The organism is Micrococcus sp. GbtcB5 (genome assembly GCF_019091605.1).
GTDB classification, from domain to species: Bacteria; Actinomycetota; Actinomycetes; order Actinomycetales; family Micrococcaceae; genus Micrococcus; species Micrococcus luteus.
Genome location: NZ_JAGXJK010000026.1, coordinates 1 through 12,587, shown reverse-complemented (window position 1 = coordinate 12,587; position 12,587 = coordinate 1). Strand labels below are relative to the sequence as shown.

The 12,587-nt window shown below is 71.9% G+C and carries 11 protein-coding genes; 4 read left to right on the top strand and 7 right to left on the bottom strand.

Going from position 1 to position 12,587, the window contains the following annotated elements; genetic code table 11:
* Window positions 1–33 precede the first annotated feature (33 nt).
* From KVS67_RS09585 to KVS67_RS09555, 7 genes are all read right to left on the bottom strand, one after another.
* The gene (locus tag KVS67_RS09585) at window positions 34–465 is read right to left on the bottom strand and encodes a cytidine deaminase (protein ID WP_010079337.1); all 432 of its coding nucleotides are present in this window, start codon (window positions 463–465) and stop codon (window positions 34–36) included.
* Between the two features lie 2 nt (window positions 466–467).
* The gene (locus KVS67_RS09580; protein ID WP_036384847.1) at window positions 468–1,775 is read right to left on the bottom strand and encodes an ABC transporter permease; all 1,308 of its coding nucleotides are present in this window, start codon (window positions 1,773–1,775) and stop codon (window positions 468–470) included.
* Window positions 1,772–3,187, bottom strand: a complete 1,416-nt coding sequence (locus tag KVS67_RS09575; RefSeq protein ID WP_217565289.1) for an ABC transporter permease — start codon at window positions 3,185–3,187, stop codon at window positions 1,772–1,774. Before KVS67_RS09575 ends, KVS67_RS09580 begins: the two co-directional genes overlap by 4 nt.
* Window positions 3,184–4,782 carry an ABC transporter ATP-binding protein gene (locus KVS67_RS09570; RefSeq protein ID WP_036381935.1) on the bottom strand — a complete coding sequence of 533 codons (1,599 nt, stop codon included), beginning with the start codon at window positions 4,780–4,782 and terminating at the stop codon, window positions 3,184–3,186. The genes KVS67_RS09575 and KVS67_RS09570 overlap by 4 nt, the downstream gene beginning before the upstream one ends.
* A gap of 126 nt (window positions 4,783–4,908) precedes the next feature.
* Entirely contained in the window at window positions 4,909–6,066 is a 1,158-nt protein-coding gene (locus tag KVS67_RS09565) for a BMP family protein (RefSeq protein WP_036381938.1), read from the bottom strand.
* Between the two features lie 144 nt (window positions 6,067–6,210).
* On the bottom strand, window positions 6,211–7,467 hold the full coding sequence (locus tag KVS67_RS09560; protein WP_078025776.1) for an amidohydrolase: 1,257 nt from the start codon (window positions 7,465–7,467) through the stop codon (window positions 6,211–6,213).
* Window positions 7,468–7,528: 61 nt separating this feature from the next.
* Window positions 7,529–8,680 carry a mannose-1-phosphate guanylyltransferase gene (locus KVS67_RS09555; RefSeq protein ID WP_002856569.1) on the bottom strand — a complete coding sequence of 384 codons (1,152 nt, stop codon included), beginning with the start codon at window positions 8,678–8,680 and terminating at the stop codon, window positions 7,529–7,531.
* Between the two features lie 247 nt (window positions 8,681–8,927).
* Here KVS67_RS09555 and sdhC point away from each other — a divergent pair, with 247 nt between their 5' ends.
* From sdhC to KVS67_RS09535, 4 genes are all read left to right on the top strand, one after another.
* Entirely contained in the window at window positions 8,928–9,332 is a 405-nt protein-coding gene (gene sdhC / locus KVS67_RS09550; protein ID WP_078025777.1) for a succinate dehydrogenase, cytochrome b556 subunit, read from the top strand.
* 3 nt (window positions 9,333–9,335) lie between these two features.
* Window positions 9,336–9,815 carry a succinate dehydrogenase hydrophobic membrane anchor subunit gene (locus KVS67_RS09545; RefSeq protein ID WP_036314556.1) on the top strand — a complete coding sequence of 160 codons (480 nt, stop codon included), beginning with the start codon at window positions 9,336–9,338 and terminating at the stop codon, window positions 9,813–9,815.
* Window positions 9,816–9,892: 77 nt separating this feature from the next.
* On the top strand, window positions 9,893–11,680 hold the full coding sequence (gene sdhA / locus KVS67_RS09540; protein ID WP_036381944.1) for a succinate dehydrogenase flavoprotein subunit: 1,788 nt from the start codon (window positions 9,893–9,895) through the stop codon (window positions 11,678–11,680).
* On the top strand, window positions 11,680–12,471 hold the full coding sequence (locus KVS67_RS09535) for a succinate dehydrogenase iron-sulfur subunit (RefSeq protein ID WP_036381948.1): 792 nt from the start codon (window positions 11,680–11,682) through the stop codon (window positions 12,469–12,471). Before sdhA ends, KVS67_RS09535 begins: the two co-directional genes overlap by 1 nt.
* Window positions 12,472–12,587: the final 116 nt, after the last annotated feature.

The following is a 12,587-nucleotide window of genomic DNA, read 5'->3' as shown; positions in this document are numbered from 1 at the left end:
CTCTAGCGAGCGGGCCCGGGAGCGCGCCGCAGGTCAGGGACGGTCCGCCCGCTCCAGGTCGGCCGGGCCGAAGGCGTCCGGCAGCACCGCGTCGATCCCCCGCTCCCCCGCCGGGGTGAGCAGCACGAGCCCGGGGGCGCGGAACTCGTACAGCAGCTGGCGGCACCGCCCGCAGGGCATGGTGAGCACGCCCTCGCCGTCCACGCACACGAACGCGGCCAGTCGGCCGCCCCCGCCCATGCGCAGGTCGGCCAGCAGCGCGCACTCGGCGCACAGGGTCAGCCCGTAGGACGCGTTCTCGATGTTGCAGCCCGAGACGAGGCGGCCGTCGTCGGTGAGCGCGGCGGCGCCCACCCGGAACCCCGAGTAGGGCACGTAGGCGTGCTCCGTGGCGGCCAGGGCCGCGGCCCGCAGCCGGTCCCAGTCCACGCGCGGCGCCGTCGTCGTGTGCTGCCCGTCCGCCACGGCTACTCCTTCACGTACGGCACGCCCGAGGCGGCCGGGCCGCGCGAGCGGCCCACGAGGCCGGCCACGGCGAACACCGTGACGAGGTACGGGAGCATCGCCATGAACTGGCTCGGCACCGGGGTGCCGAGGATCGCCAGGACGTACTGCATGTTGGTGGCGAAGCCGAACAGCAGCGCCGCGAAGAACGCGCCGATCGGGTTCCAGCGGCCGAAGATCACGGCCGCGAGCGCGATGAAGCCCTGGCCCGCCGTCATCTCCTTGGTGAAGGACGACGCGGAGACGAGCGTGAAGAACGCCCCGCCCATGCCGGCCACCGCACCGCCCAGCAGGACGGCGGCGTACCGCGTGCGGTTCACGTCGATGCCCACGGTGTCCGCGGCCTTGGGGTGCTCGCCCACGGCGCGCACGCGCAGGCCCCAGCGGGTGCGGAACAGGGCGAACCACAGCGCGATGACGAGCAGGTACATCGCGTAGCCCAGGATCGTCTGGTCGAACAGGATGGGCCCGAGCACGGGGATGTCCGCCAGGCCCGGGATCCGCAGGTTCGGGAAGTGCGGCGGCGCGTTGAGCTCGGTGTCCCCGCCCGTGAGGACGGTGGAGTACAGGAAGCTCGTCAGGCCGGCCACGAGCACGTTGAGCACGACGCCGACGATCACCTGGTTGACCAGGTACTTGATCGAGAACACGGCGAGCAGCCAGGACACGAGGACGCCGGCCACGATCGCGGCGGCCAGGCCCGCCCAGGGCGAGCCGGTGGCGGTGCCGACGACGGCGGCCGTGAACGCGCCCGCCAGCAGCTGACCCTCGATCGCGATGTTCACCACGCCCGAGCGCTCGGCCAGGATGCCGGCCATCGAGCCGAAGATCAGCGGGACGGCCAGCGCGAACGAGCCGGCGATCAGGCCGGTGAGGAACACGGTGGTGTTGTCCGCCGAGCCGATCACCCAGATGAGGAACGCGGCCACGAAGGCGACGGCGAACAGGGCCGCGGCCCAGCCGGGGGTGCGCCCCGAGCGCAGGGTCGCCAGCCAGGCCACCGCGGTCAGCACCGCCATGAGCCCGACGAGCAGCCAGCCCCCCAGCACGGGGTCGGCGGTCAGGTCCGGGAGCACGACGGCGTCGGACGCGTTCGAGAGTCGGAAGGTCGCCGCCGCCTCGGGGGCGCCGAGGGCGAAGACGGCCAGGGCCAGCAGGGTCAGGATCGTCAGGGCGATCGGGGTGGTCCAGTGCCGGACCACGACCCGGGCGGGCTCGGCGGCCTCGGGGCGGACGACGTCGGCGTGGGGCCGGGCGGCGGTCGCGCTCATCGGGCGTCCCCCTTCTGCTCGTGCGGGCGGTGGGTCGGGGCCGTGTCCGTGGGCTGCGTGGTCGGAGCCTGCGGGTCCGCGACGGCGGCCGCCGCGGCCTCCTGGACGCCCGTGGACGGGGCGGCGGCGTGGCCGCCGGCGCCGGTCACCACGGCGCCAGCCACGGCGGGCTGGGTCACGGGGTCGGCGGCGCGGCGGGCGCGGGCGGCGCCCGGGGCGGGCAGCCGGAAGATGGCGCGCACCAGCGGCGGGGCCGCGATGAGCAGCACGATCACGGACTGCACCACGAGGACGATGTCGACCGGCACCCCGGTCTCGGTCTGCATGGTCACGCCGCCGGCGCGCAGGGCGCCGAAGAGCAGGCCCGCGAACAGCACGCCCACCGGGTGGGACCGGCCGAGCAGGGCCACCGTGATCGCGTCGAAGCCGAAGGACCCGGCCACGGAGGTGTTCAGCGTGCTCTCCGTGCCGGCGACGTGGGTGGCGCCGGCCAGGCCGGCGAGGCCGCCGGAGATCGCCATGGCGGCCAGGTAGGAGCCCTTGACGGAGATGCCGGCCGTGCGGGCGGCGTCCGGGTTGGCGCCCACGGCCCGCAGACGGAAGCCGAGGGTGGAGCGCTGCATCAGCCACCACGTGAAGAGCACGGCCAGCAGTGCGACGAAGAAGCCCCAGTGCAGCCGGAAGTCGGTCCCCAGCAGCCGCGGGAACATGGCGGAGCGGTCCAGCGGCGCGGACACCGGGTTCGTGGTGCCGGGCGCCCGCAGGACGGGGGTGTTCAGCAGGTACGCGAGCAGGTTCACCGCCACGTAGTTGAGCATGATCGTGAGGATCACCTCGTGCGCGCCCGTCCAGGCCTTGAGCACGCCGACGACGGAGCCCCACAGCACGCCGCCGAGCACGCCCATCACGACGACGAGCAGCAGGTGCACGCCGGGCGGCAGGTGCAGGTGCACGCCGAACCACGTGGCGAACATGGCGCCGAAGATGAACTGGCCCTGGCCGCCGATGTTGAACAGACCCGCCCGGAAGGCGATGGCGATGCCCAGCGAGATGATGATCAGCGGGGTCGCCACGGTGAGGGTCTCGGTGAGCGGGTAGAGCATGCCCGTCGCGTCCGAGGCCCGGTAGTTGAAGACGGCGCCGCGGAACAGGGCCGCGAAGGCTCCGGCGAACGCGGCCCAGGCGGCGGACAGCAGGTCGCTCGGGCGGGCGAAGAAGTAGCCGGCGGCATCGCGGACGTCCTCGTCCACGGCGATGATCAGCAGACCGGAGATGAGCAGGGACAGCAGGATCGCCAGGACGGTGACCGTGCCGTTGCCCGAGAGGATCCGGCGCAGGGCGGAGTCGGCGGGGGCGGGCCGGGTGGCCGCGTCGGGCGCGGGGGCCGGGCGCTGCGGGGCGGCGGTGCTCACGGGCGCTCTCCTTCCGTGGTGGGGTGGGCGGCGGGCGCCGCGCCGGTGGTGCCGGGCGTGTCCGCGGCGACGTCCGTGCCGGAGGCGAGGGCCGCGTCGTCGGGGGTCTGGCCGGCCATCATGAGGCCGAGCGTCTCGCGCGAGGTGTCCCCCGGCACGATGCCGACGATCCGCCCGTGGTACATCACGGCGATCCGGTCGGCCAGCTCGAGGACCTCGTCCAGCTCGGTGGAGACGATCAGCACGGGGGTGCCGGCGTCGCGCTCGGCGATGATCCGGTCGTGCAGGAACTCGATCGAGCCGACGTCCACGCCGCGCGTGGGCTGCGAGGCGATGAACAGGCGCAGCCCGTCCACGAGCTCGCGGGCCATGACGACCTTCTGCTGGTTGCCTCCCGAGAGGGAGGAGACCGGCAGGTCCACGCCCTGGGTGCGGACGTCGAACTCGGCCACGCGGCGCTCGGCGAGCGCCCGCACCGCGGCGGGGCGCATCTGCACGGCGTTGCCGGCCGGGGCGACGTCGTACCGGTTGAGCACCATGTTCTCCGCCACGGAGAACGGGCCGACGAGCCCGTCCGTGGAGCGGTCCTCGGGCACGAAGCCGACGCCGGCGCGGATGATCTGGCGGGTGGACCGGCCGATCAGCTCCCGGCCGTCCAGGGTGACGGAGCCGGTGGCCTTGACCAGGCCCATGATCGCCTCGGTCAGCTCGGTCTGCCCGTTGCCCTGCACACCGGCCACGGCGAGGACCTCGCCCTGGCGGATGGCGAAGGACACGGCGTCCAGCAGCACCTGGCCCGTGGGCGAGACGACGGAGAGGTCCTCGACGCGGAACGTCTCCTCCCCCAAGGTGGGGGCCGTCTTGCGCCGCTCGAGGACGACGTTCCGGCCCACCATGAGGGCGGCCAGCTCGGCGGCCTCGGCGGAGGGGTCCGCCGTGCCGACCACGCGGCCGCGGCGCAGCACGGTGATGTCGTCCGAGACGGCCTTGACCTCGCGCAGCTTGTGGGAGATGAACACGATCGCCGTGCCGTCCGCGCGCAGCTGGCGGATGATGCCGAGCAGCTCGTCGGTCTCCTGGGGGGTGAGCACGGCGGTCGGCTCGTCCAGGATGAGGATGCGTGCGTCGCGGACGAGGGCCTTGATGATCTCGACGCGCTGCTGCACGCCCACGGGCAGGTCCTCGACGACGGCGTCCGGGTCCACGTCGAAGCCGTACTGCGCGGAGATCTCCCGGATCCGCCGGCGGGTGGCCTCGAGGTCGAGCACGCCCAGGGCGCGGGTGTGCTCGTCGCCGAGGGCCACGTTCTCGGCCACCGTGAAGACGGGCACGAGCATGAAGTGCTGGTGCACCATGCCGATGCCCGCGCGCATGGCCTCACCGGGGCCGGAGAACCGGACGGGCTCGCCGTCGAGCAGGATCTCCCCCTCGGTGGGCTCGTAGAGCCCGAAGAGGACGTTCATCAGGGTGGACTTGCCGGCGCCGTTCTCACCGAGGAGGGTGTGCACCCGCCCCGACTCCACGGTCAGGTTCACGTCCTCGTTCGCGGCGAACGAGCCGAAGCGCTTGGTGATCCCGCGCAGTTCGAGCCTCATCGAGGGCCTTCCGTCTGGTCGATGCTCGTGGTGCCGCGCTCGGCGGCGGGGGCGGGCCGGGCGCCCGCGCGCCGCGGGGCCGGTCCGGAGGGGTCCGGGCCGGCCCTGCGGCGGTGGCGAGGCGGGTCAGGCCTCCGGGGAGTACTCCGAGCCGACCTTCAGCTCGCCCGAGACGATCTTGGCCTCGAGGTCCTTGAGCTCGTCCTTGAGCTCCTGCGGCACCGTGTCCTCGAAGTCGTGGAACGGGGCCAGCTCGACGCCCTTGTTCTCCAGCGTGCCCACGTAGGGCTCGGCCGAGAACTCGTCCTTCAGGTCCGCGGCGATCACGTCGGAGACGGACTGGCCCATGTTCTTCTTCACCGAGGTGAGGATCAGGTTGCCGTCCTTGGTGGACTCGTAGCCGTCCGAGTCCGGCCAGATGACCTTGACGTCCTTGCCGCCCTGGTTCGCCTCGCGGACGGCGTCCAGGGTGCCCAGGCCCACGGGGCCCGCCACCGGCATCACGATGTCGGCGCCCTCGTTGATGAAGTTGGCGGTGTTCGTCTTGCCGTTGGCCACGTTCTGGAAGTCGCCCGTGAAGGAACCGGTCTTCGCGTCCTTGTCCCAGCCCAGGACCTTGACGTCCTTGTCCTTGACCTCGTTGTAGTGCTCCACGCCGCGGGCGAAGCCGTCCATGAAGATGGTGACGGTGGGGATCTCCATGCCGCCATAGGTGGCCACGGTGCCGGTCTCGGTGGTGCCCGCCGCCAGGTACCCGGCCAGGAACGCCGCCTGCGCCGTGTCGTAGGTGAGCTTCTGGAAGTTGTCGGAGAAGCCCTCCGCGGTGACGTCCACGCCGAAGAAGTGGGTGTCCGAGTGCTGCGCGGCGATCGGCTTCATGGCGTCGCCGAGGAGGAAGCCCACGCCGATGACGGCGTCGCAGTCGGCGTTGACCATGGCGGTCACGTTCGGGGTGAACTCGCTGGGCTCGTTCGACTCGGCCTCGCTGGTGGTGATGCCGTAGGCCTTCTCGGCGGCCTTGAGGCCCTCGTAGGAGGACTGGTTGAAGGAGCGGTCGTCGAAGCCGCCCTCGTCCGAGACGATGCAGGCCTTGTAGTCCTTGTTGTCCGAGCCGACGCCGTCCACGGTGGCGATGGCCTCGCTCTCGGCGGCGCCGGAGCCCGAGGCCTCGGACTGCTCCGGCGGGGCGCCGCACGCGGTCAGCAGCAGGCCGGAGACGCCGAGCGCGGCGGCGGGGAGCAGGAGACGACGACGGCGCGCGGCCGAGGGGGTGGCGATGCCCATGGGGTCCTCATTTCGGAAGGCACGGTGCGAGGTCCGCGGCCGGTGGCCGCGGAAAGACGGGGCCCGTGCGGGCGGCCCCGTCCGGATGAGCGCGAGTCTACCGAACGGTGGGCCCGTCCCCTCCGGCGGGTGCGGGCGGCGGGGTCAGTGGTGGTCCTCGCCCGTGAGCACCTGCAGCGCGGCGGCGGTGAAGACCCGCATGCCCACGCCGATGGCCCGCTCGTCCGGCGCGTAGTCCCCGCGGTGCAGATCGTAGATGGGGCCACCCGGGGACCGGGTGCCGAGGCGCAGCATGGAGCCGGGCACCTTCTGGGTCATCCAGGCGAAGTCCTCGCCGCCCATCGACTGCGGGGTCAGGACGATCGCCCGCGAGCCGAGCTCCCGCCGCGCCGCGGTCTCGATCAGCGCCGTCTCGCCCTCGGTGTTGTGCACCGGCGGGACGCCGCGCACGTGCTCGAGCTGCACGTGCACGCCGTACGGCGCGGCCACCTGCCGGACCACCTCGTCGAGCAGCGCACCGGCCTCCTCCCACACGTCCGCGTCGAGGCAGCGCATGGTCCCGGCCAGGTAGCCGGTGTTGTCGATCGCGTTGGGCGCGCTGCCGGCGGCGATCTGCCCCCACACCACGGAGACGGCCGAGCGCACGTCGATCCGCCGGGAGAGCACGGCGGGCACGTTCACGGCGATCTGGGACAGGGCGAAGACCATGTCCTCGGTGAGGTGGGGCCGCGAGGTGTGCCCACCGCGTCCGGTGAGGGTGATCCGGATGGTGTCCGCCGCCGAGGTGATGGCGCCGATGCGGGTGCCGATCGAGCCGACGTCGACCTGGGGGTCGCAGTGCGCCGCCAGGATGCGGGGAACGTCGTCGAGGATCCCCTGGCGCAGCACGGCCAGGGAGCCGCCGGGCAGCCGCTCCTCCGCGGGCTGGAAGATGACGCGGACCGTGCCGTGGACCCGCTCGCCGACCGCGCGCAGGTCGGCGTCGGCGGTGGCCCCCCGGAGGATGCGGCCGAGGGCGACGGCCACACCCGCCATGACGGCGGTGTGCATGTCGTGGCCGCACGCGTGCGCGACGCCGTCATTGACGGACACGTAGGGCAGGCCGGTCTCCTCCTCGACCGGCAGCGCGTCGATGTCCGCGCGCAGGGCCAGCACCACCGGCCCCTCCCCGACGTCCACGTAGGCGCCCGTGGACTCCATCCGCACGGGCGAGAGCCCATAGCCGGAGAGCAGCTCCACGATGCGGTCGGTGGTGCGGTACTCCTCATAGGAGAGCTCGGGATGCCGGTGCAGGTCCCGGCGGAAGGACACGATCTCGTCCTCGAGCTCGGCCACCACGGGGCCCACCGAGGGGACGGAGGTCGGACGGGGCCCGGTCAGCACGGAGTCGGAGGTGGTCATGGCCCAGCACCCTACTCCGAGGGTGCCGGGCGGCGCGGGCCGGGACCGGCCGGGGACGCGGTCAGAGGACCTCGTCCACGCCCTCCGCCTTGAGCGCCTCGACGGCCTTCTTGACCTCCTGGGCGTGCTCCGTGGTGGTGACCAGCAGCGCGTCCTCGGTGTCCACCACGACGACGTCCTCGATGCCGATCAGCGCGATGACGCGCTTCGTGTCCGTCACCACGACGCCGGACGCGTCGTCCGAGTACACGCGCGGGGTGTCGCCGATCACCGTGATGCCGGAGGCGTCCTTGACCGGGTTCAGGCGGGCGATCGCCGCGAAATCCCCCACGTCGTCCCACGTGAAGGAGCCGGGGATCACGGCCACGTCGCCGACGGCGGCGGCGGGCTCGGCCACGGCGTAGTCGATGGCGGTCTTCGTCAGCTCGGGCCACACCCGGGCCATGACCTCGTCCCGCTCCGGCGTCTCCCACGCGCGGGCGATCTCCATCAGGCCGGCGTGCAGCGCGGGCTCGTTCTCCTCGAGGTGGGCCAGCATGAGGCCCACGGGCGCCACGAACATGCCCGCGTTCCAGAGGTAGCGGCCGGACTTCACGTACTGCTGGGCGACCTTCAGGTCCGGCTTCTCCACGAACGCGGCGACGTCATGCGCGTCCGGAGCGCCGGCCACGCGGAGGCGGCGGCCCCGGCGGATGTAGCCGAAGCCCGTGGCCGCGTGCGTGGGCTCGATGCCGATGGTCACGATCCGGCCGGTGGCCGCCGTCTCGACGGCCTGCCGCACCGCGTCCTGGAAGACCTCCACCGGGGAGATCACCTGATCCGCCGCGAACGAGCCCATGATCGTGTCCGGGTCACGCAGGGAGAGGATCGCCGCGGCCAGGCCGATGGCGGCCGCGGAGTCCTTCGGCGAGGGCTCGAGCACCAGATCCGTCTCCGCCAGGGCCGGCAGCTGCGTGCACACCGCCTCCCGGTGGGCCTCCCCGGTCACCACGAGCATGCCCGCGGCCAGGGGCGCCAGACGGTCCCACGTGGCACGGATCAGGGTCTGGCCCGAGCCGGTGAGGTCGTGGAGGAACTTCGGCGCGGCGGCCCGCGAGAGGGGCCACAGGCGGGTGCCCACGCCCCCGGCGGGGATCACGGCGTGGAAGCGGGACAGGGCCGTGCCCGGCGCGGCCTCGCGCGGGGCATCGGTCAGGTTCGGATCGGTGCTCACCGGCCCAGACTACGGAACCGTCCGGACGGGGGACCACTCGACGCGTCCCAGGCGGGGCACAGCCCAGACCGAACAGGACGGCGGCGGGGCGCCGCACGCGTCACAGTGGTCGCCCGGGTCCCCGATCGGGCACGGAGGCGCGGGAAGGGTCTACCCTAGGCGGAGGAATCCACTCGCACACGCCCCTGCCCGTCGTCGTCCCACGGCGGAGGACCGGGATCGTGCATTCCCCCTGGAGGTATCAACCGTGTCTAGCGCCACTGCGCAGGCCCCGGCCAAGAACGGCCGCGGAACCCTGTACCGGGGCCACGGCGGCATGTGGTCCTGGGTGGGCCACCGCGTCACCGGCGTCGTCATCTTCTTCTACCTGCTCGTCCACGTGCTGGACACGGCCCTGGTCCGGGTCTCCCCCGAGGCCTACAACGCCGTGATCGGCTCGTACAAGACGTGGTACTTCGCGCTCGGCGAGGCCGGCCTCGTCGCGGCGATCATCTTCCACGCCCTGAACGGCCTGCGCATCATCCTGGTCGACTTCTGGAAGGGCGGCACCCAGCACCACAAGACCCTGCTGTGGATCGTGCTGGGGCTGTGGGTCGTCCTGACCCTGGGCTTCGCCATCCGTCATTTCAGCCTCGCACTCGGAGGTCACTGAGCCATGAGCACCACCGCTGAGACCACCATCGCGGCGCCCCGCAGCCGCCGTCTGGACCCCAAGTACACGCGCGACGGCGGCGGCCGCGGCAACTTCGAGATGCTCGCCTGGCTGTTCATGCGCATCTCTGGTGTCTTCCTCGTCGTGCTGATCGCCGTGCACCTGACCACCAACCTGCTGGTGGGCGACGGCATCCACGCCATCGACTTCGGCTTCGTGGCCGGCAAGTGGGCGCACCCGCTGTGGCAGTTCTGGGACCTGGCCCTCCTGTGGCTGGCCATGCTGCACGGCGCCAACGGCGTGCGCACGATCATCAACGACTACACCCGCCGCGGCAGCGCCCGCTTCTGGCTGACGATGATCCTGTACATCGCCACGGCCGTGATCATCATCCTCGGCACCCTGGTGATCTTCACCTTCGATCCCTGCATGGTGGACGCCTCCGGCGCCCTGCTCGAGGGCTCCCCGGCCTTCTGCGGCTGACCCCGGCAACGTTCACCCTGCGGTGCGGCCGGCCCGAGCGGCCGCCGCGTCACAGACACCCAGAAAGAGAGACCTGAATGCAGGTGCACAAGTACGACGTGGTGATCGTCGGCGCCGGCGGCGCGGGCATGCGCGCGGCCATCGAGGCCGGTCAGCGCGCGCACACCGCCGTCCTCACCAAGATCTACCCCACGCGTTCCCACACCGGCGCGGCCCAGGGCGGCATGTGCGCGGCCCTCGCCAACGTCGAGGAGGACAACTGGGAGTGGCACACGTTCGACACCGTCAAGGGCGGCGACTACCTGGTGGACCAGGACGCCGCGGAGGTCATGGCCAAGGAGGCCATCGACGCGGTGCTCGACCTCGAGAAGATGGGCCTGCCCTTCAACCGCACCCCCGAGGGCAAGATCGACCAGCGACGCTTCGGCGGCCACACCCGTGACCACGGCAAGGCGCCCGTGCGCCGCGCCTGCTACGCCGCGGACCGCACCGGCCACATGATCCTCCAGACGCTGTACCAGAACTGCGTCAAGCACAACGTGGAGTTCTACAACGAGTTCTACGTGCTCGACCTGCTGCTGGTGGAGGAGGACGCCGTGCGCGAGGACGGCACCGCCTACAAGCAGAAGCGCACCGCCGGCGTCGTCTCCTACGAGCTGGCCACCGGCGAGATCCACGTCTTCCAGGCCAAGTCGGTCGTCTTCGCCACCGGCGGCGCCGGCAAGGTGTACAAGACCACCTCGAACGCCCACACCCTCACCGGCGACGGCATGGCCATCGCCTACCGCGCGGGCCTGCCGCTGGAGGACATGGAGTTCGTGCAGTTCCACCCGACCGGCCTGGCCGGCCTGGGCATCCTGCTCTCCGAGGCCGCACGCGGCGAGGGCGGCATCCTCCGCAACGCGGACGGCGAGCGCTTCATGGAGCGCTACGCCCCCACCATCAAGGACCTCGCCCCGCGCGACATCGTGGCCCGGTCCATGGCCGAGGAGGTCCGTCAGGGCCGCGGCGCCGGTCCCAACAAGGACTACGTGCTGCTCGACCTGACGCACCTGGAGCCCTCGCACATCGACGAGAAGCTCCCGGACATCACCGAGTTCGCCCGCACGTACCTGGGCGTCGAGCCCTACACGGAGCCGGTGCCGGTGTTCCCCACCTGCCACTACTTCATGGGCGGCATCCCCACGAACATCAAGGCCGAGGTCCTCCAGGACAACGACACCGTCGTGCCGGGCCTGTACGCCGCCGGCGAGGTGGCCTGCGTATCCGTGCACGGGTCCAACCGCCTGGGCACCAACTCGCTGCTGGACATCAACGTGTTCGGCCGCCGCGCCGGCATCTACGCCGCCGAGTACGCCGTGCAGGCGGACTGGGTGGAGCTGCCCGAGGGCGGCGAGCTGCCGACCGTGGAGCACATCGAGAACCTGCGCTCCGCCACCGGCTCCGAGCGCGTCGCGGACATCCGCGCCGAGCTCCAGGAGTCCATGGACGCGGACATGCAGGTCTTCCGCGACGAGGACTCGATCCGCCGCGCACTGGCCAAGATCGAGGAGCTGCGCGGGCGCTACGAGAACGTGTCCGTCCAGGACAAGGGCCACCGCTTCAACCTCGACCTGCTCGAGGGCATGGAGCTGGGCTATCTCCTGGACATCGCCGAGGCGATGACCCTCGCGGCCCTGGGCCGCAAGGAGTCCCGCGGCGGCCACTACCGCGAGGACTACCCCGATCGCGACGACGAGAACTTCATGGCGCACACCATGATCTACCGTGACGAGACGGCGGAGATGGAGGGCGTCAAGGGCATCCGCTTCGAGACCAAGCCCGTCGTCGTGACCCGTTACCAGCCGATGGAGCGTAAGTACTGATGAGCCACTCAGCAACCGAGACCGAGGCCCCCGTGGCCCAGGCGCAGACCCAGTCCGCCGGCGGCGGCGCAGGCGAGGTCGAGAGCTTCGACATCGTGCTCAAGGTCCGCCGCTACCTCCCGGAGTCCTCCGAGGAGTCCTACTGGGACGAGTGGCGCCTGACCATGTACGGCACCGACCGCGTGCTGGACGCCCTGCACAAGGTCAAGTGGGACCACGACGGCACCCTGTCGTTCCGCCGCTCCTGCGCCCACGGCGTGTGCGGCTCCGACGCCATGCGCATCAACGGCCGCAACCGACTGGCCTGCAAGACGCTCCTGAAGGACCTCGACCTGTCCAAGCCCATCCTGGTGGAGCCCATCAAGGGCCTGCCGGTGGAGAAGGACCTGATCGTGGACATGGACCCGTTCTTCCAGTCCTACCGCGAGATCATGCCGTTCCTGGTCGCCGAGGGCCACGCGCCCACCAAGGAGCGCTACCAGTCCCAGGCCGACCGGGCGATCTACGACGACACCACGAAGTGCATCCTGTGCGCCGCGTGCACCTCGTCCTGCCCGGTGTTCTGGACGGACGGCCAGTACTTCGGCCCGGCCGCCATCGTCAACGCGCACCGGTTCATCTTCGACTCGCGTGACGAGGCCGGCGACATGCGCCTGGAGATCCTGAACGACAAGGAGGGCGTGTGGCGCTGCCGCACGACCTTCAACTGCACCGACGCGTGCCCCCGCGGCATCCAGGTGACCAAGGCGATCGCCGAGGTGAAGCAGGCCATCCTGGCCCGCCAGTTCTGATCCCCCGCACCACGACGGTGGGCCCGCCCCCCCGCCGAGGGGGGGGGCCGGCCCGGGCGGGGGGGGGGGCCGCCCCCCCCCGCGGGGGCCGAGCGGGGCCCCGCGGGCGCGGGGGC